The sequence below is a fragment of the Methylobacterium sp. NFXW15 genome, from assembly GCF_049887755.1.
Lineage (GTDB): Bacteria > Pseudomonadota > Alphaproteobacteria > Rhizobiales > Beijerinckiaceae > Methylobacterium.
The window spans coordinates 120,903-138,090 of record NZ_JAGEKG010000006.1 but is presented as its reverse complement, the minus strand read 5'-3'; the positions used below and the strand labels follow the sequence as shown (position 1 = coordinate 138,090).

Below are 17,188 nucleotides of genomic sequence, written 5' to 3'. Positions count from 1 at the left end.
TTCGCCCCACGGGAGAGCGAGGAAGGGCGGACCATCCATCGCTTGACCAGAGATCCGCGAGCGTGCCGCCCATGCCGACCGCCGCCCCTTTCCGCAGCCTTGTCCTCGCCGGAGTTCTGCTCGGCTCAGGCACCGCCGCGCAGGCCCATCCCCACGTCTGGGTCACCGCGAAGGCGCAGGTCGTCTACGCGGACGGCAAGGTGACGGGCGTGCGCCATTCCTGGTCGTTCGACCCGGAATACTCGGCCTTCGTGACGCAGGGGCTCGACGCCAACAAAGACGGGACGCTCACTCCGGACGAACTCGCCTCCCTGGCGGCGACCAACACGGAGAACCTCGCGGAGTTCGGCTACTTCACCAAGCTCAAGGTGGCGGGCAAGGAACAGGCTTTCACCGAGCCGAAGGAACCCGCGATGCGAATGGAGGGCAACGCCCTGACGCTGAGCTTCCTTCTGCCGCTCAAGAGCCCGGCGGCGCCAGGCCGGGGCGTGGCGGCGCTGGAAGTCTACGATCCGACCTATTTCGTCTCCTTCTCCTTCGCCGATGCGGAGGATGCCGTGACGCTCTCGGGCGCGCCACAGGGCTGCACCGCCTCGGTCACCCGGCCCAAGGGAGACGGGGCGAAGGTCGCCGATGCCAAGACCGGCATGAGCGAGGCCTTCTTCGAGGCACTGACCGCCGCATCGAATTACGGCGAGCAATTCGCCAACCGGGTCATCGTGGCATGTCCGTAGGGCTTGGCATCACGCCCGCCGTCCCGGCCTCACGCCTGCCCCGGCGCCTCGCGCTGATGGGTGGGGCGATCCTCGTCGCGGGTCTGCTCGTCGCGCTGCTGGCATGGCTCGTCGCGCCGGGCATCGCCGCGCCGCCGCCGCGCTCTCCCTTCGGCATCGGCTTCCGCGAGGCGGCCCCCTCCGCCACCGGCCTCGGGGGCCTCATCCTCTCGCTTCAGGCGAGCTTCTCCCGGGCCATGAATGCCGCCGTCTCGGCCCTTAAGGGCGGGGGCGACTGGACACCCCTCGTCGGCCTCGCCTTCGCCTACGGCGTGTTCCACGCCGCCGGTCCCGGCCACGGCAAGGCGGTGATCGCAGGCTACATCCTGGCGGGCGAGCGCGCCTTCCGGCAGGGCTGCGCGCTCAGCGCCTGCGCCGCTCTGCTGCAATCCCTCGTGGCGATGGCCCTGGTCGGGGTCGGAAGCCTCATCCTCAACGCGACGGCGGCCACCATGACCCGCGCGGGCACCGTCATCGAGACGGTGAGCTTCGCCCTCGTCGCCGCAGCCGGGCTCTCCCTGACTTGGCGCAAGGCGGGACAACTGGCCGGGGGCGCGGCGTCCTGCGGGCCGAACTGCACGCATGGCCCCGATGCGCGAACGGCCGGGAACGCACGATCCTGGCGCGAGCGGGCGGGAATCGTCCTGGCGGCGGGCTCGCGCCCCTGCGCGGGCGCGGTGCTGGTGCTGGTCTTCGCCCTGTCGCAGGGCGTCGCCTGGGCGGGCATCCTCGCCGTGCTGGCGATGTCCGTCGGCACCGCGATCACCACCACCGCCCTGGCCGCCCTCGCGGTCTTTGCCAAGCGCACCGCTCTCGCCATCGCCGGGGGGCGAGGCCAAGGGGGCGCGCTCGCCGTCGGTGGCCTCGAACTCGTGGCGGCGGCCTTCGTGCTGGTACTCGGTGCGACGATGCTGGCGGGCCTCTCGTAGAGGTCGGGTTTCGGCGCCAGCCTGCTCATTGCGGGAGCAGAAAGTGTGTCTACTGCATCATTCGTGACGGACAGCATCCCCACCCGGCACTTTGACTGCATCGTTCCTTGGAAAGTCTGTATCCGCGCCGACTAGAAATGCCCTAAGGCACCCCGGCTCGCACCGTCGGGGTGTGGTTGGGAGACGAGGATGCTGGTCCGACACCTGGCTGCGGGAGCGCTCGCGCTCCTCGGCGTGCTCGGGGCCGCGCCGCGCAGCGCCGCCGAGCCTGTCCCGGTGAAGATCGGCGTCCTGACAGACCGTTCCGGCTCCTACAGCGAATCGACCGGCGAGGGCTCGGTCGTCGCCGCGCAAATGGCAGTCGAGGATTTCGGGCCGGAACGGCACGGGCTCACCGTCGAAATCGTCGCCGCCGACCACCTGAACAAGGCGGATGTCGGGGCGGCCATCGCCCGGCAGTGGTTCGACCGGGATGGGGTGGATGCGATCTTCGACGTGCCGACCTCCTCGGTGGCGCTCGCCGTGGCGCAGATCGCGCGCGACAAGAACAAGGCGTTCGTGAATTCCGGAGCCGGTACCGCCGACCTTACCGGACCGGCCTGTACGCCCAATACCGTGCATTGGACCTACGACTCGGCGGCCCAAGCCAACGGCACCGCGGCGGCGCTGCTGAAGCGCGGCGGCGAGACATGGTATTTCATCACCGCCGATTACGCCCTCGGCGTCGCCCTGGAGCGAGATGCGAGAGTGGTGATCGAACGGGGCGGGGGTCGCATCGTCGGCAGCGTGCGCACGCCTTTTCCCAACCCGGATTTTTCGTCCTTCCTGCTTCAGGCGCAGGCCTCGGGCGCGAAGGTCATCGGGCTCGCCAATGCGGGGCAGGACGCCGGCAATGCCATCAAGCAGGCGCATGAATTCGGCTTGCGGCGGGGCGGGCCAATTTTCGCCGCGCTCCTCGTGTCCGCCATCGACATCCGCGCCCTGGGGCTCGATATCGCCCAGGGCCTGTTCCTCACCACGTCGTTCTACTGGAACAGGAACGAGGCCAGCCGCGCCTTCGCCACGCGTTTCGAACGCAGGATGCCGGGCCGGATGCCGACCTCATACCAAGCGGGCGTCTACGCGAGCACGCTGCACTACTTGAAGGCGGTGAAGGCCTTGGGCTCGGCCAAGGATGGCGCCGCCGTCGTCGCGACGATGAAGCAGATCCCCACCGACGACCCGCTCTTCGGCCAGGGGACGATCCGTCCGGATGGACGCAAGCTCCACCCGATGTATCTGGTCGAGGTGAAGTCGCCCGCCGAATCGACGGGCGATTGGGACCTCTACAAGCTGATCGAGACGATTCCTCCCGAACAAGCCTTCCGCCCGATGGCCGAAGGCGGTTGCCCGCTGGTGACCGCGGGAAAGGGCCTTCCGCTCAGAACCAGCCGGTGACGTTGCCCCGGCTGGTCCCAGGCCTTCGAGCCGGTCTGCGCCGCGCCGCTGTCGGGCAGAGGGCACCCTGGTTCTGGGCGACGGCTCGGATGGAGGCTCGTCGACTCAAAATCAGCCCGAGCAATTCATCTTAACACTGCCGAGTATTCCAGATCATCTGCGCATCGCATCCAAGCAGCCGAGAAGCAAATTGTGTCGGCGGACGAGGTCGGCGCGAAGATAACCGGAATCACATCCGCTTGGTCACGAGCTCTTCCGCACGATCGTCCGGCTCGTGCCCGGCCGCCTGGAGGAGGGGCACGACCCCGGCCGCGTCCTGGGCCACGAGATAGCTGAGATCCAGCCCCTCGCGGATGAAACCATGGCCCCGCATATGGTCGAACAGGCCGAGCAGCGGCGCCCAGAAATCGTCCACCGAGACGAGCACCACGGGTTTCTTGTGCCGCCCGAGTTGCGCCCATGTCAGCTGCTCGACCAGTTCCTCCAGCGTTCCGATCCCGCCGGGGAGGGTGACGAAGGCGTCCGAGCGCTCGAACATCAGGCGCTTGCGGGTGTGCATGTCCGGCACGACGATGGTCTCGTTGACCGCCTCAAGCATGTTCTCGCGGGCTTGGAGGAAGTCCGGGATGATGCCGGTGACGTGTCCGCCATGGTCGAGGACCGCGCGGGCGACGGTGCCCATCAGCCCGACATCGCCGCCGCCGTAGACCAGGGACATCCCGGCCTGGGCGAGCGCGGTACCGAGTTGCTGCGCCGCCTCCCGGAAGGCCGGGTTCGCGCCGAAACCGGAACCGCAATAGACACAGACCGTCCTCACCAGGGCCATCCGGCGGCCTCCTTCACGCGTTTTGGGGGCCGCCCCCGCATTCATGATTCTTGCGTTCTGAATCCGGTCGAAGCGCAGCAAAGTGCTGAATGCCCGCAGGATTCACCGTTCTTCAGGACGGGGCGGCTTGGTGCAGGGCCGGTGTACGTTATTATAGCCCTGGCAGTCGACGGGTTTCCACGAGGAGGTCCGCGCAAATCGCGTTGAAGCCCCTCGTTCGGGGTTCCGGGGGAGGCGTTCAAGGTGACGACGGGTCGATTACGGCGCGGCATCGTCCTGGCGCTCGCGGGCCTCATCGCGGGCTTCGGTATCGTGCTGGGCGTGCACTGGTTCGGTGACCTGGTGCGGCAGGACGAGATGGCTTCGCAGAGCAAGGTGCCCGCCCTTGCACCGGAGGCCAATCTCGGCACGCCGCCGGGCGGCCCTTCGGCACCCGCCTATAAGAATACACCCGAGGCCGGGAAGCCGACCGCGCCGGGCCCGAAGCCCAGCGGAGAGCCACCGGCATCGGCGAGCCCTCCTGAGACCTCCGCGCCGAAGGAAAAGGCGGCCGAGGCGGATTCGCCGCGTTTCGACATCGTCCGCGTCGAGCCGAACGGCGATGCCGTGGTGGCGGGGCGGGGCAAGCCCAACACGGTCGTGGAGATGCTGGTGGACGGCAAGCCCGTCGCCCGCGCCCTGGCCGATCCGAACGGCCAATTCGCCATCGTCCCGCCCGCTCTACCCAAGGGCTCCAGCGAGATCACGCTCCGCTCGAAGACCTCCGACGGACAGGAGACGCGCTCGTCCCAGACCGTCGCCGTCTCGGTCTCGCCGGAAGGCAACGCTCGCCCCCTCGTCGCCCTCACGGCCCCCGACGCGCCGACCGTCGTGCTCTCGCAACCAGGCGCCCCCGCGACGCCGCCGGTCGCGGCAGCCAAACCCGGCGATGCGGATGGCACGGAGAAGAAGTCCGCCGATCAGGCCGCCCCGGGCAAGCCCGACGCGCCTGTGCGGATCGTCAGCGTCGATTCCGAGCCCGGTGGGCGCCTGTTCGTCACGGGCATGGGCAAGCCGGGCACCGATGTGCGGCTCTACCTCAACGACACGCTCATCGCACCCGCCCGGATCGGCGCCGATGGCCGCGTGACCTTCACCATCGGCAGCGGCGTGGCGACGGGCCGGTATCAGGTGCGGATCGATGAGATCGATCCGAAGACCAACCGCGTACTCCGCCGCGCCGAGGTCCCTTTCGCCATGCCGCAGGAGGTGGCCGAAGCGTCGCAGAACGCATCGGGCAGGTCGGACCAAAGCAGGTCGGACCATGCCAAATCCGATATGGCCAAATCCGATACGAGCAAGTCCGAAGCCGGGAAATCCACCCAGTTCAAGCCCGAGCCGGGCCGGGCGGAGGCCGGGTCGACGCCGCCCTCGGACGCCATGGCGGCCACGCGCCCTCGAAGCCCGGCCGACAGGCCCCCCTTGGACGGAGCCAGGCGCGTGCCCGGCCCGGACATGGCCATGGATGCGGGCGCGGTCTTCGTGCCGGGCATCGCCACCGCACGGATCACGCGCGGCGACAACCTCTGGCAGATCAGCAAGCGGATCTACGGGCGCGGCGAACGGTACACCGTGATCTACGACGCCAACCAAGCACAGATCCGCGATCCCGACCTGATCTACCCAGGGCAGATCTTCGTGCTGCCGAACGACCGGCGGGGGTAGGGGCGGCGCATACCCATCCCGCACAGGGTCCGGGATGCCGTGAGGGCAGCACGTGCCTATATGCGCCGTAATCCCGCCCCAGAACCCGTTCCATGTCCGACACATCCGCGTCCCCTGCCGGGACGACGCCGACCGCGCGTCCCGGCCTGCTCGCCACCTATCGGCGCCTCTGGCCCCACCTCTGGCCGCATGGGCGGCCGGACCTTCAGCGGCGGGCCTTCCTCGCCTTCGGGCTGATCCTCCTCGCGAAGCTCGCGACGATGGTGACGCCGTTCACCTTCAAATGGGCGACCGACGCCCTCGTCGCCGCCGTGGGCAGCCAGGAGAAGGGCGTGCCGACGGGCCTGCTCGCCGCGCCGATGCTCCTGATCGGCCTCTATGGCGTGTCACGGGTGGCGATGGCGCTGCTGACGCAGGTCCGCGACGGGCTGTTCGCCAAGGTCGCGATGCATGCGGTGCGTCGCCTCGCCCTGCTCACCTTCAAGCACATGCATGCCCTGTCCCTGCGCTTCCACCTGGAGCGCAAGACCGGCGGCCTGACCCGCGTGTTGGAGCGGGGTCGTTCCGGCATCGAGGAATTGTCGCGCCTGATGGTGCTGACCCTGGTGCCGACCATCGTCGAGTTCGTCCTCGTCCTCGGCATCCTCGCCTACGAGTTCGACTGGCTCTATTCCCTGGCCGCCTTCCTCACGGTCGCGGCCTATCTTGGCTTCACCTACAAGGCGACGGAGTACCGGATCGCGATCCGCCGCCGGATGAATGCCTCCGACACCGATGCCAACACCAAGGCCGTCGACTCGTTGCTGAACTACGAGACGGTGAAATACTTCGGCGCGGAGGCTCGCGAGACCGCCCGCTACGACCAATCCATGGCGAAATACGAGAAAGCCTCGACGCAGACCTACGTGTCGCTCGCGGTGCTCAACGCGGGTCAGGCGGCGATCTTCACCGCAGGCATGACGGTGGTGATGTGGCTCGCCGCGCGGGACATCATGGCCGGGCGCACCACGATCGGCGGGTTCGTACTGGCCAACACCATGCTGGTTCAGCTCGCTATGCCCCTCAATTTCATGGGCATGATCTACCGGGAGATCAAACAGGCGCTCATCGACATCGACGACATGTTCCGCATCCTCGGGCAGAATCCCGAGATCGCCGACCGGCCGGGAGCGAAGCCGCTCGCCGTCTCGGGCGGCACCGTGCGGTTCGAGGACGTCCGGTTCTCCTACACGCCCGAGCGGCCGATCCTGCGGGGAGTCTCCTTCGAGGTGCAGCCCGGCCAGACGGTGGCCATCGTCGGCCCCTCGGGGGCGGGCAAATCGACCCTCTCGCGGCTGCTGTTCCGGTTCTATGAGCCGCAATCCGGACGGATCGCCATCGACGGTCAGGACATCGCGATGGTCACGCAGGAATCCTTACGCGCCGCGATCGGAATGGTCCCGCAGGACACCGTGCTGTTCAACGACACGATCGGCTACAACGTCCGCTACGGCCGCCCGGACGCGACCGACGAGGAGATGCGCGAGGCCGCGCGTCTGGCGCAGATAGACCGCTTTGTTTCGGGTCTCCCCGAAGGCTACGACACCCCCGTGGGCGAGCGCGGCCTGAAACTCTCCGGCGGCGAGAAGCAGCGCGTCGCCATCGCGCGGACCATTCTCAAGGGGCCGCCGATCCTGGTGCTCGACGAGGCGACTTCGGCGCTCGATTCCTTCACCGAGGCCGAGATTCAGGATGCCCTCGACCGGGTGGCGCAGGGCCGCACGACGCTGGTGATCGCCCACCGCCTCTCGACCGTCGTCAACGCCGACGCGATCCTCGTCCTCGACAAGGGGATCGTGGCCGAGCGCGGCACGCACACGGAACTCCTCGACAAGGGCGGGATCTACGCCGCCCTCTGGGCCCGCCAGCGCGAGGCGGATGCGGCTCGCGAGGTGCTGGCGCGCGAGGCGGACGCACCGTCCATCCCGCAGGGAAAGCCCGTGGCGGCGGAATGAGCAGGACGATGACGGCGCGTCGAGTCGCACCGGCGGCGCCTTGAAGAGAAGGTTTTCCTCCGACGTTACCGAAAACGCCCGGTGATGGGATTAACTCGGGCGGCGAAGCGCTATACCCCTGAAGGCACACGGCCCACGAAGAAGGCCGGTCGGACGACGTTGTGTCCTCGGGGAGAGTATCGTGATCAGACATCTACTGGCGGGCTGCCTCGCCGCCGTCGCGCTTGCCGTTCCGGCCCACGCGGAAGACGTCGTACGTCTCGGCAATCTCAAGTTCGCCCATTACGGCGCCATCTCCTACATGAAGGAGATCGCCCCGAAATACGGCCTCAAGATCGATGAGCGCCAATTCGCCAAGGGGGCCGACATCTACCCCGCCATGGCGGTGGACCAGATCGACATCGCGGCCTCGGGTGGCGACGGCGCGGTGGCCGCTCGCGGCAACGGCGTGAAGCTTCTCGTGGTGGCGGGCTTCGCCGATGGGGGGGTGCGCATCCTCAAGCGGCCGGACCTGCCCGCCAAGACCGCCGCCGATCTCAAGGGCCTGAAGGTCGCCACCGTCCGGGGCGGCACGCAGGACCTGATGCTGCTCGCCGAGCTCGACAAGCACGGGATGACCTGGTCGGAGCGGCCGGGCAAGGACGTGCAACTCACCTATTTCAACAACTACGCCGATCTGAACCAAGCGCTCGCGCAGAAATACGTCGATGTGATCTGCCAGTCCGAGCCCCAATCCACGCAGGCCATCAGCGCCGGCTGGGGCGTCGAGTTGGTGAAGCCCTACGACACGCCCATCGGCAAGCCGGTGCGGCCCCTCGTCATGACCGAGAAGATGTACAACGAGCGGCCGGAAGTCGCGCAGAAGGTGCTGAACCTCTTCGTGGCCGCCACCAAGGCGTTCATCGACGATCCGGCTCTCGCTGAGAAGTATGTCCGCGAACAGGTGTTCAAGGGCCAGCTGTCGAGCCAGGACTTCCGCGATGGAATGGCCAACGCCAGCTACACCTACGTGATGCCTGCCGGGCATATGCAGACCACGGCCGATTACATGGTGAAGTATGGCCTGGGTAAGATGCAGAACCCGCCGAAATCCGATGCCGAGTGGGTCAAGCTCGACCTGCTCGAGAAGGCCAAGGCGAATCTGAAGGTCAACTGACCCGATGGCGCTCTATCGATTGCGCGGTGCCCTGGTTCCGGTGGCTCTGCTCCTCCTGTGGGAGGTCATGAGCCGCACCGGGGCCGTTTCCCCTGTGGTGCTGCCCCCGCCCTCGGCGGTCGCGGCGAAATGGTGGGCCGGACTCCAGCCCGCCCTGCCGTACAACCCGGAGGAGGGTAGCTACTGGTCGTGGCTGCTCTCCGGAGAGATGCCGCATGACGCGGTCTCGTCGCTGGGCCGGGTTCTCGCGGGCTTTGCCATCGGCGCGGGTCTCGCCGTGCCGATCGGGTTGCTGCTCGGCACGAGCGACAAGCTCTACGGCCTGTTCAACCCGCTTCTGCAGGTTCTGCGGCCGATTCCGCCCATCGCCTATATCCCGCTCGCCATCGTCTGGTTCGGCCTCGGCAACCCGCCCGCGCTGTTCCTGATCGCGCTCGGAACCTTCTTCCCCGTTCTGGTGAACACCATCGCGGGCGTACGGCAGGTGGATTCGATCTACATCCGCGCCGCCCGCAATCTCGGGGCCGGGCGCTGGACGATGTTCCGCCGGGTGATCCTGCCCGCCGCCAGCCCCTTCGTGCTGGCAGGGATGCGGATCGGCATCGGCACGGCCTTCATCGTCGTGATCGTCGCCGAGATGATCGCGGTGTCCGACGGGCTCGGCTACCGCATCCTCGAGGCGCGGGAATACATGTGGTCCGACAAGATCATCGGCGGCATGCTGACGATCGGTATCCTAGGGCTCATCATCGACGGCGCCATGAGCCGGTTGAACGATCATCTGCTGCGCTGGCATCGCGGCCTGGAACGCTGAACATGACGCGGAAAAGTGGAAGCCGATGTTCCGGCGACGTCATGCGGCGGGGATTCTGACATGTCGGCAGAGATCGTCGTCTCGAACGCCGTCAAGGTGTTCGGAAGCGGAAGCGCGGGCGTGCCTGCCCTGCAAGACATCACCGCCACGGTGCCGGAGGGGCAGTTCCTCTGCCTCCTCGGCCCCTCGGGCTGCGGCAAGTCCACCCTGCTGAACGCCATGGCGGGCTTCACGCCGCTCACCTCCGGCGCGATCACCGTCGGCGGCAACGCGGTGCGGGAGCCGGGGCCGGACCGGGGCATGGTGTTCCAGGAATACGCGCTGTTCCCGTGGATGAGCGTCGAGGACAATGTCCGCTTCGGCCTCGATGTGAAGGGCGTAGCGCGGGCAGAGGCGGACGCGACGGTCGCCCGCATCACCGAAAAGCTCGGCCTGTCGGACTTCCTGAAGCGCTATCCGAAGGATCTGTCGGGCGGCATGCGCCAGCGTGTGGCCATCGCCCGCATCCTCGCCCTCGACCCGCCGGTCATGCTCATGGATGAGCCGTTCGGCGCCCTCGATGCGCTGACGCGGCGGACGTTGCAGGACGAGTTGCTGCGGATCTGGGCCGAGTACCGCAAGACCATCGTCTTCGTGACGCACTCGATCGAGGAGGCGATCTACCTCGCCGACCGCATCCTCGTGATGACCTACCGCCCCGGCCGCATCAAACGCGACGTGACGGTGCCGATGCCCCGCCCGCGCGATCCGGCGAGCGCCGAGTTCAATGCGATCAAGCGGGAGTTGGGGCAGCTCGTCATGGAGGAGCAGGCCCGCTTCACCGACGCGGAGTTGCACGCGCCGGCGGTGGATTAAGGCTCACCCCCGCACCTTGACCCCCAGTAGATCCTCGAAGGGCAGGACCATGGCGCCCTTGTCGCGGTCCCCGTGCCCCTGGCGCAGGGCGGTCTGGTAGGTCGCGGTCGCGGCGGCTGTGACGGGGAGGGGGAAGCCGTTCTCCGCGGCCACGGTGGCTGCGCTGACGAGGTCCTTGTAGGCCTTGGCCAGGGGATAGCCCTCGTCGAACTCGCCCTTGAGGATCCTCGGCACGAAGTATTGCGAGGCGTAGCTGCGGCTGGTGCCGGTGGTGACGACCTGCCCGAGTTGGGCCGGATCGAGCCCCATCGCCACGGCCATGGGTAGCACCTCAGCCAGCGCCGCGATGTTGATGTCGTAGAGCACGTTGTTGACCGTCTTGGTCAGTTGGCCCGCCCCCAGGGGCCCCATGTGCAGGACGGTGCCGCCGAACCGTTCGAGGAAGGGGCGCAGGCGCGCGAAGACTTCCGGAGCGCCGCCGCACATCACGGTGAGCGTCCCCGCCTCGGCCCCGGCGGGTGCCCCCGAGACCGGCGCGTCCACGAAGGCACGCCCCCCCTGTTCAAGCCTGCGCCCGATACGCAAGGCATCCGCATGCGTCGTCGTGCTGAGATCGACCACGACGGCACCCGGCGCGAGGCGGTCCGCCACCCCGTCCCGTCCGAACAGGACAGCCTCCACCACTGCTCCGTCCGGCAGGCACAGGAACAGCGCCTGCGCGCCGTCGATCCGGGACAGATCGGACGTCGCGACGAGCCCGGGAGCGTCGAGTCCGGCGAGGCGAGCCGGATCGGCATCGTAGGCCGTGACCGTCGCCGGGGCCTCACCTTTCGCCGCGAGATGCCGGGCGATCGGCGCACCCATGGCGCCGAGGCCGAGGAAGGCGATGCGGTGGATCATGAGCGCCTGAACTCCGAAGGGAATCGCTTCTTTTCCTAGCGGCGTGTATCATGCCGCCATGACCGAGCTACTGGAACGAGCCATCGCGCGCGTCCGCGCGCTCCCGGACGCCATGCAGGACGACGCCGCCCGCATGCTGCTGCGCTATGCGGGCGAGGAAGAGGCCTTCTACCGGCTGACACCGGAGGAGGAGGCCGAACAGGATGCAGCCGATGCCGAAGAGACGCGGGGCGACTACGCGACAGACGAAGAGGTTCGGGCGCTCTGGGCAAAGCACGGCCTGTGAAACTACGCTTTACCTCGACGGCTCTCCGTCAACTCGACGGGATTCTCAACACAATCACGGACCACCATCCAATCGGCGCGCGGAACGTTCAGGAACGGATCCGTGAGGTCTGCTACCTTCTGTTAGACCATCCATTCATGGGTCTGAAGACGGAGCGACGAAACATCAGGCGGATCGTCATCTCACCGTATCCGTATCTTCTGACCTACCGCGTCGGGACCAGCGAGGTCGTCATCCGTACGATTCGCCACACGTCCCGCCGCCCGCTTTCCTGACGGGCGAAGACCCGTCCCGGCCTCCAAAAGTTGACGCGGGCCTAACGGACTGCCATCCGCCCGGCAGAGATGTGATCCCCCGAGCCCATTCAGAATGACCGACCTCATCGAGACGATCCGGCGGACGCTGGTGCCGATTCACAAGGAGGGCTACCCCTTCATCCTGATCGGCATCGTGCTGACTGTGCTGGCCGGATACTTTTCCCAGTTCTTCGGTTGGATCTTCCTGATCCTGACCCTCTGGGTCTGCTACTTCTTCCGCGATCCCGAACGGGTCGTGCCGGGCGGCGATGGGCTCGTCGTCTCGCCCGCCGATGGCCGGGTGAACCTCATCGCGACCGTCCTGCCGCCGCCGGAACTCGACCTGCCGCAGGTGCCGACGCTTCGCGTCTCGGTCTTCATGAACGTGTTCGATTGCCACGTGAACCGCATGCCGGTCGCGGGCCGCATCGGGCAGATCCACTACACGCCGGGCCTGTTCCTGAATGCCGAGCTCGACAAGGCGAGCGATGACAACGAGCGCAACGGCCTCGTCATCGAGACGAGCCACCGCGGCAGCCCGGCGCGGATCGGCGTGGTGCAGATCGCCGGTCTGGTGGCGCGGCGGATTGTGGGCTTCGTCTCGGCCGGTGACACGCTGGCGGCGGGCGACCGCTTCGGCTTGATCCGCTTCGGCTCCCGGGTGGATGTCTACCTGCCGGCGGGCACCCGCGTGATGGTCGGCCTCGGCCAGAGAGCCATCGCGGGCGAGACCGTGCTCGCCGACCTCGGCGGCGGCCCCGAGCGCAGCTTCCGCCGGATCTGAGGGGGCCTGCCGTGGACGATCTCTTCCCCCCCTTCGAGCCGGATCCCAACGAGCCGCGCCCGCGCCGGTTCAAGCCGGTGCCGTTCCGGATGATCGCGCCGAACATGATCACCCTGATGGCGCTCTGCCTCGGGTTGACGGCGATCCGGCTGGCCTTCGAAGGCAAGTTCGAGCCCGCCGTCATCGCGGTGGTGGCAGCAGGCGTCCTGGACGGGATCGACGGGCGGGTGGCGCGTCTGCTCAAAGGCACGTCGCGCTTCGGGGCGGAACTCGATTCGCTGGCCGATTTCGTCAATTTCGGCTGCGCCCCGGCGCTGATCCTCTACGGCTTCGTGCTGTTCCACCTGAAGTCGCTCGGCTGGATCGTCGCGCTGATCTTCGCGATCGCCATGTGCCTGCGCCTCGCCCGGTTCAATGCGATGCTGGACGACCCGTCCCGGCCCGAATGGAAGAAGGACTTCTTCGTCGGCATGCCCGCGCCCGCGGGCGCGCTGACGGCGATGCTGCCGCTCTATCTCCACTTCCTCGGTCTCTCCTTCGATGCCTGGGCGGCCCCGGCCGTGCTCGTCTACGTGCTCTGCATCGCCCTGATGGTCGTCTCCACCGTGCCGACCTTCTCCGGCAAGACCATGGGCAAGCGCGTGCCACGCGGCCTCGTCCTGCCGATCTTCCTGTGCGGCGTGGCGGCCTTCGGCCTGCTCATCAGCTACCCGTTCGAGGCGCTCGTGGCGGTGAGCGGGGCTTATCTCCTCACCATTCCCGTGGGCGCAGCCCAATATCGCCGTCGCCTCAAAACCGAGCAGGCCGCGGCGCCCCTGGAGAAGGTCGCTTCCGCAACCGACGGTGGATAGACCCGCCGATCCACTTCCCGCCGGGCGAAGGGTTGAGGCACCGTCTCACCCATCCCCGACGGAGGTGAGCATGATCGAGGAATTCAAGAAATTCGCCCTGCGGGGCAACGTCGTCGATCTCGCGGTCGGCGTGATCATCGGCGCCGCCTTCGGCGCCATCGTCACCTCGGCGGTGCAGGACCTGTTCATGCCGGCGATCGGCGCGATCACCGGGGGGCTCGATTTCTCGAACTACTACCTGCCCCTGTCGTCCAAGGTGCAGACCGGGCTTGCCTATAGTGAAGCCAAGAAACAGGGCGCGGTGCTGGGTTACGGCCAGTTCCTCACCGTCTCCCTCAACTTCGTCATCGTGGCCTTCGTGCTGTTCATGGTGATACGCGCCATGAACAAGCTGCAGCATGCCGAGGAGAAGAAGCCCGAGGCCGTCGCCGAAGTCCCGGCGGATGTGAAGCTCCTCGGCGAGATCCGCGACATCCTCGCGTCCAAGCCGAAGGTGTAAACCACCCCTATTCCTTCGGCACTTCCGGCTTCACGCCGAAGGCGTCGAGGATGCGGTCGAGGGCGTGTTCCACGGCCTCGGTGCCTTCCTCATGCGTCTTGAGGCGCGTTTCCAGGCGGCGGAGGGTCGGCTCGAACTCGCCGGGGATCGGCGGCTCGTCACCGAGGAAACGCGGCTTGTCGGCCACGGGCAGGGCGCCGCGCAATTGCTGGCCGAGATGGTCCCGCACCGGCTCGGGCAGGCCCGGCCCGCCTTCGGTCGGGTCGTCGTTCATGATCGCTCCCTCCTTCGCGCTCGCGACGTCCAGGCGTCACGCAAAAAGAGGGCCCCGAAGCGCGGCGCTCCGGGGCCCTGGGTCGTTCTTGTCCCGCCGGAGCGGTGATCGTTCCGACGGGAAAGCCCTGGGTGAAACCCCGAACGCTTAGTCGATGACCTCGACGATGCGGTGACCACGGTCGACCAGCACCGGGCGATCGTTCACCACGGTGTAGCGGTAGCCCGGCTGCACGCGGTACTCGGTCGGCACGTCATAGTAGGTCACGCCGGAGGTCGGCAGCGTGGTGCCGACGGCGACGCGGCCGTCGTAATCGTACGAGCGGACATTGCGCTCACGGACGTAGCTGCGGAAGCGCGGGGCCATGTCGACGCCGAGGATGCCGCCAACGGTGCCGGTGGCCGCGCCAACCGCGCCGCCGACGATGGCGCCAACCGGGCCAGCCGCATCGGCACCGGCCGCAGCACCGCGCTCGGCGCCGGGAACGAGGCCCTGGGCCTGGGCGGCCAGCGGCAGCGAAAGGGCGAGGGCCGAAGCGGCGAGAAGGGTCTTGACGTTCATACGGATGCTCCGTTTCCGTGTCGTTCCGCCGCATGGACGCAGCGAAGCTCGGGCCACTAACGCCCGATCATCGGAATAGGATGCATCGATTTTCGCGACCTCTGACCCGAGCCGCGTCGTCATGGTTTCCAAAGGACTGAGTCCTTCGGCGGGTGAAGCGCGGAGGCCTGCCGATCCCGTTCAGGCGTCGGGCATCGCGGATTGAATAAACCGGTCGGAGCCCAGATCTTCCTCGTCATAACCGAGAAGCTCGGCGAGGCGGCCGCGCGCGCGGCTGACGCGGCTCTTCACCGTGCCGACCTTGCAGCCCATGATCGTGGCAGCCTCCTCATAGGAGACCCCCTCGGCGCCGACGAGCACCAGCGCCTCACGCTGATCCGGCGGCAGCTTGGCCAAGGCCGATTGCAGATCCTCGACATCGAGCCGGTCGCCCTGATGCGGCGCGGTCGCAAGGCGGGCGGCGTAGGAACCGTCCTGATCCTCGACTTCGCGCACGCGCTTGCGGTGATCCGAGTAGAAGATGTTGCGCAGGATCGTGAACAGCCACGCATTGAGGTTCGTGCCCGGCTGGAAGCGGGCGCGGTGCTGCCACCCCTTGAGCAGCGTGTCCTGAACGAGGTCGTCCGAGCGCGCCGGGTTCGAGGTCAGCGACAGGGCGAAGGCGCGCAAGGAAGGCACCGCCGCCAACAGGCCGTCGCGGAATTCCGGCTCGATCGCCTCGCCGCGCGCCCGCAGGGCCGCTTCCAGCTTGTCGATGAGTTCCGCGAACCGAGCGGGCAGCGTCTCCTCGCCCAACCGATCATAGGCGGTGCGCAGGTGTTCGCCGAGATGGGTCCGGATCGAGGAGGACAGATTCGGGCGGTCGTCCGAGGAGCTGTCCTGCGCGGGCAGGACGGCGGTGTCTTCGCGGATCATGCTCGTCGCACTCGTCAGCTTGTCGTGACCCAACCGCCGGTCCAAAGCGGCCGAGGGGCGCGGTTAAAGGCCGGTGACAGCGTGAACGTCCCGCCTGTGCGCGCCTAATTATGATATGTGTAGCGCATCGGGCGGCCGGTTGCACCCTCGCTCAGGTCGCAGGAGTGGAACCGTTGCGCCCGCTCAACACCCGAACCTCGCCTTCGCGCAGGGTGAGCATGTCGCCGCGCTCCACCACGGTCCAGCATTCGTCGCGGGTCAGCGCCTGTGTCGCGACGACCGTCACGACGTCGTTGGCGGTGGTTTCCCGGGCGAAATCGATGGTCCAATCCTCATCGATCAGGGTCGCCTTGCCGAAGGGCGAGCGGCGGGTGAGGTAGCAGAGCCGCTTGCCGCAATGGGCGTAGAGGGTCCGGCTGTCGGACATCAGCATGTTGAACACGCCGAGCTCGTGCAGTTCGGAGCAGAGGTCGGCCACCATGCGGTCGAGGGTGGCGGGCCGGGGCAGGGTCTTGAAGCGGTCCTGAAGCCGCCCGAGCATCCAGCAGAAGGCGTACTCGCTGTCGGTGGTGCCGATGGGCGTGAACGCCCCGAGCTTGAGGCGCTTCACGCCCTTCAATTGTCCGTTATGAGCGAAGGTCCAGCGGCGCCCCCAGAGTTCCCGCGAGAACGGGTGGGTGTTCTCCAGGCTGACGCGGCCGCGATTGGCGCGCCGGACATGGCCGACGACGATGCAACTCTTGATCGGCATATCGCGCAGGAGCCGGGCGAGCTGCGAGCGCGAGCTCGGCTCCGGCTCGTGGAAGCTGCGGGTGGTGCGCCCCTCGTAGAAGCTCAAACCCCAGCCGTCCGCATGCGGACCGGTCTCGCCACCGCGCCGGGCGAGGCCGGCGAAGGAGAAGCGGATGTCGGTCGGCACGTTGGCGCTCATGCCGAGCAGTTCGCACATCGGACGGGGCAGAGGTGAAGGGGGAGGGAGGCAAGCCGTTTAAGCGCCCCGGCCTGCCTGAACAACTGGAAATCAGCGGCCGAGGAAATCGGTGAGGGTCATGCCGACCAGAATGCAGACCCAGAAGAAGCCGAGCCCGGAGAACAACCGGATCAGCGGCGGCTCCTTCAGCACTTCCATCGAGACGAGAAGGATGATGCCGGCCATCAGCCCGGCGATGCCGAGTTCGAGCGCCCAGACATGGGCGAAGGGCTGGCTCGCCCCGAGCCCGACATTGACCGCGAGCAGGCCGAGGAGGGCGAGGAAGGTCAGGACCGGCTTGCGCAGCCGGTGCCGGACGAGGGCGCGATCCTCGGGCGAAAGCGAGGGCAGGGGCGAGCGCATG

At 67.6% G+C, this 17,188-nt stretch carries 20 protein-coding genes; 13 read left to right on the top strand and 7 right to left on the bottom strand.

Annotated elements, in window-relative coordinates; genetic code table 11:
* The first annotated feature begins 71 nt into the window (after positions 1 to 71).
* The 3 genes from J4O73_RS15085 (at position 72) to J4O73_RS15075 (ending at position 3,139) form a co-directional block, all read left to right on the top strand.
* Positions 72 to 734, top strand: coding sequence for a DUF1007 family protein (locus J4O73_RS15085; protein ID WP_426218570.1), 663 nt, complete (start codon positions 72 to 74; stop codon positions 732 to 734).
* Positions 725 to 1,702, top strand: coding sequence for a nickel/cobalt transporter (locus tag J4O73_RS15080; protein ID WP_426218568.1), 978 nt, complete (start codon positions 725 to 727; stop codon positions 1,700 to 1,702). Before J4O73_RS15085 ends, J4O73_RS15080 begins: the two co-directional genes overlap by 10 nt.
* A gap of 189 nt (positions 1,703 to 1,891) precedes the next feature.
* Positions 1,892 to 3,139 carry an ABC transporter substrate-binding protein gene (locus J4O73_RS15075; RefSeq protein ID WP_426218567.1) on the top strand — a complete coding sequence of 416 codons (1,248 nt, stop codon included), beginning with the start codon at positions 1,892 to 1,894 and terminating at the stop codon, positions 3,137 to 3,139.
* 229 nt (positions 3,140 to 3,368) lie between these two features.
* Here the strand turns inward: J4O73_RS15075 and J4O73_RS15070 are convergent, their stop codons facing one another.
* Positions 3,369 to 3,965 (bottom strand): TIGR00730 family Rossman fold protein, encoded by a 597-nt coding sequence (locus tag J4O73_RS15070; protein ID WP_426218565.1) that lies wholly within the window; start codon positions 3,963 to 3,965, stop codon positions 3,369 to 3,371.
* 243 nt (positions 3,966 to 4,208) lie between these two features.
* On the opposite strand from J4O73_RS15070, the gene J4O73_RS15065 reads away from it, so the two are divergent.
* From J4O73_RS15065 to J4O73_RS15045, 5 genes are all read left to right on the top strand, one after another.
* A complete protein-coding gene (locus tag J4O73_RS15065) occupies positions 4,209 to 5,669 on the top strand; it encodes a LysM peptidoglycan-binding domain-containing protein (protein WP_426218563.1) in 1,461 nt (486 codons plus the stop codon).
* A gap of 92 nt (positions 5,670 to 5,761) precedes the next feature.
* Positions 5,762 to 7,663, top strand: a complete 1,902-nt coding sequence (locus tag J4O73_RS15060; RefSeq protein WP_426218562.1) for an ABCB family ABC transporter ATP-binding protein/permease — start codon at positions 5,762 to 5,764, stop codon at positions 7,661 to 7,663.
* Positions 7,664 to 7,847: 184 nt separating this feature from the next.
* Positions 7,848 to 8,819 carry an ABC transporter substrate-binding protein gene (locus J4O73_RS15055; RefSeq protein WP_426218965.1) on the top strand — a complete coding sequence of 324 codons (972 nt, stop codon included), beginning with the start codon at positions 7,848 to 7,850 and terminating at the stop codon, positions 8,817 to 8,819.
* Between the two features lie 4 nt (positions 8,820 to 8,823).
* Positions 8,824 to 9,633: an ABC transporter permease gene (locus J4O73_RS15050; protein WP_426218561.1), complete on the top strand. Its 810-nt coding sequence runs from the start codon at positions 8,824 to 8,826 to the stop codon at positions 9,631 to 9,633.
* A 60-nt stretch (positions 9,634 to 9,693) separates the two neighbouring features.
* Positions 9,694 to 10,488: an ABC transporter ATP-binding protein gene (locus tag J4O73_RS15045; RefSeq protein WP_426218560.1), complete on the top strand. Its 795-nt coding sequence runs from the start codon at positions 9,694 to 9,696 to the stop codon at positions 10,486 to 10,488.
* Between the two features lie 3 nt (positions 10,489 to 10,491).
* Here J4O73_RS15045 and J4O73_RS15040 read toward each other — a convergent pair whose 3' ends face one another.
* The gene (locus J4O73_RS15040) at positions 10,492 to 11,388 is read right to left on the bottom strand and encodes an NAD(P)-dependent oxidoreductase (RefSeq protein ID WP_426218559.1); all 897 of its coding nucleotides are present in this window, start codon (positions 11,386 to 11,388) and stop codon (positions 10,492 to 10,494) included.
* Positions 11,389 to 11,446: 58 nt separating this feature from the next.
* Here J4O73_RS15040 and J4O73_RS15035 point away from each other — a divergent pair, with 58 nt between their 5' ends.
* From J4O73_RS15035 to mscL, 5 genes are all read left to right on the top strand, one after another.
* Positions 11,447 to 11,674: a hypothetical protein gene (locus J4O73_RS15035; RefSeq protein ID WP_426218557.1), complete on the top strand. Its 228-nt coding sequence runs from the start codon at positions 11,447 to 11,449 to the stop codon at positions 11,672 to 11,674.
* A complete protein-coding gene (locus J4O73_RS15030) occupies positions 11,671 to 11,949 on the top strand; it encodes a type II toxin-antitoxin system RelE/ParE family toxin (RefSeq protein WP_426218555.1) in 279 nt (92 codons plus the stop codon). The genes J4O73_RS15035 and J4O73_RS15030 overlap by 4 nt, the downstream gene beginning before the upstream one ends.
* 94 nt (positions 11,950 to 12,043) lie before the next feature.
* Positions 12,044 to 12,754: a phosphatidylserine decarboxylase gene (locus tag J4O73_RS15025; RefSeq protein WP_426218553.1), complete on the top strand. Its 711-nt coding sequence runs from the start codon at positions 12,044 to 12,046 to the stop codon at positions 12,752 to 12,754.
* 11 nt (positions 12,755 to 12,765) lie between these two features.
* Positions 12,766 to 13,605 carry a CDP-alcohol phosphatidyltransferase family protein gene (locus J4O73_RS15020; RefSeq protein WP_426218551.1) on the top strand — a complete coding sequence of 280 codons (840 nt, stop codon included), beginning with the start codon at positions 12,766 to 12,768 and terminating at the stop codon, positions 13,603 to 13,605.
* A gap of 70 nt (positions 13,606 to 13,675) precedes the next feature.
* Complete coding sequence (gene mscL / locus J4O73_RS15015) at positions 13,676 to 14,104, top strand: large conductance mechanosensitive channel protein MscL (RefSeq protein WP_426218550.1); 429 nt, start codon at positions 13,676 to 13,678, stop codon at positions 14,102 to 14,104.
* Between the two features lie 7 nt (positions 14,105 to 14,111).
* Here mscL and J4O73_RS15010 read toward each other — a convergent pair whose 3' ends face one another.
* The 5 genes from J4O73_RS15010 to J4O73_RS14990 form a co-directional block, all read right to left on the bottom strand.
* Positions 14,112 to 14,378 carry a hypothetical protein gene (locus J4O73_RS15010; RefSeq protein WP_426218549.1) on the bottom strand — a complete coding sequence of 89 codons (267 nt, stop codon included), beginning with the start codon at positions 14,376 to 14,378 and terminating at the stop codon, positions 14,112 to 14,114.
* Positions 14,379 to 14,525: 147 nt separating this feature from the next.
* Positions 14,526 to 14,939: a DUF1236 domain-containing protein gene (locus J4O73_RS15005; RefSeq protein ID WP_378971804.1), complete on the bottom strand. Its 414-nt coding sequence runs from the start codon at positions 14,937 to 14,939 to the stop codon at positions 14,526 to 14,528.
* 180 nt (positions 14,940 to 15,119) lie between these two features.
* Positions 15,120 to 15,854 (bottom strand): NepR family anti-sigma factor, encoded by a 735-nt coding sequence (locus J4O73_RS15000; protein ID WP_426218546.1) that lies wholly within the window; start codon positions 15,852 to 15,854, stop codon positions 15,120 to 15,122.
* A 151-nt stretch (positions 15,855 to 16,005) separates the two neighbouring features.
* A complete protein-coding gene (locus J4O73_RS14995; protein ID WP_426218544.1) occupies positions 16,006 to 16,803 on the bottom strand; it encodes a class II glutamine amidotransferase in 798 nt (265 codons plus the stop codon).
* A 72-nt stretch (positions 16,804 to 16,875) separates the two neighbouring features.
* Positions 16,876 to 17,187: an oxidase gene (locus J4O73_RS14990; RefSeq protein WP_426218543.1), complete on the bottom strand. Its 312-nt coding sequence runs from the start codon at positions 17,185 to 17,187 to the stop codon at positions 16,876 to 16,878.
* Position 17,188: the final 1 nt, after the last annotated feature.

Bases quoted from the DNA above. Each gene is read 5' to 3' on its own strand.
- J4O73_RS15085 (WP_426218570.1), top strand. From the start codon at position 72: ATGCCGACCGCCGCCCCTTTCCGCAGCCTTGTCCTCGCCGGAGTTCTG.
- J4O73_RS15080 (WP_426218568.1), top strand. From the start codon at position 725: ATGTCCGTAGGGCTTGGCATCACGCCCGCCGTCCCGGCCTCACGCCTG.
- J4O73_RS15075 (WP_426218567.1), top strand. From the start codon at position 1,892: ATGCTGGTCCGACACCTGGCTGCGGGAGCGCTCGCGCTCCTCGGCGTG.
- J4O73_RS15070 (WP_426218565.1), bottom strand. From the start codon at position 3,965: ATGGCCCTGGTGAGGACGGTCTGTGTCTATTGCGGTTCCGGTTTCGGC.
- J4O73_RS15060 (WP_426218562.1), top strand. From the start codon at position 5,762: ATGTCCGACACATCCGCGTCCCCTGCCGGGACGACGCCGACCGCGCGT.
- J4O73_RS15050 (WP_426218561.1), top strand. From the start codon at position 8,824: ATGGCGCTCTATCGATTGCGCGGTGCCCTGGTTCCGGTGGCTCTGCTC.
- J4O73_RS15045 (WP_426218560.1), top strand. From the start codon at position 9,694: ATGTCGGCAGAGATCGTCGTCTCGAACGCCGTCAAGGTGTTCGGAAGC.
- J4O73_RS15040 (WP_426218559.1), bottom strand. From the start codon at position 11,388: ATGATCCACCGCATCGCCTTCCTCGGCCTCGGCGCCATGGGTGCGCCG.
- J4O73_RS15035 (WP_426218557.1), top strand. From the start codon at position 11,447: ATGACCGAGCTACTGGAACGAGCCATCGCGCGCGTCCGCGCGCTCCCG.
- J4O73_RS15025 (WP_426218553.1), top strand. From the start codon at position 12,044: ATGACCGACCTCATCGAGACGATCCGGCGGACGCTGGTGCCGATTCAC.
- mscL (WP_426218550.1), top strand. From the start codon at position 13,676: ATGATCGAGGAATTCAAGAAATTCGCCCTGCGGGGCAACGTCGTCGAT.
- J4O73_RS15010 (WP_426218549.1), bottom strand. From the start codon at position 14,378: ATGAACGACGACCCGACCGAAGGCGGGCCGGGCCTGCCCGAGCCGGTG.
- J4O73_RS15005 (WP_378971804.1), bottom strand. From the start codon at position 14,939: ATGAACGTCAAGACCCTTCTCGCCGCTTCGGCCCTCGCCCTTTCGCTG.
- J4O73_RS15000 (WP_426218546.1), bottom strand. From the start codon at position 15,854: ATGATCCGCGAAGACACCGCCGTCCTGCCCGCGCAGGACAGCTCCTCG.
- J4O73_RS14995 (WP_426218544.1), bottom strand. From the start codon at position 16,803: ATGTGCGAACTGCTCGGCATGAGCGCCAACGTGCCGACCGACATCCGC.
- J4O73_RS14990 (WP_426218543.1), bottom strand. From the start codon at position 17,187: ATGCGCTCGCCCCTGCCCTCGCTTTCGCCCGAGGATCGCGCCCTCGTC.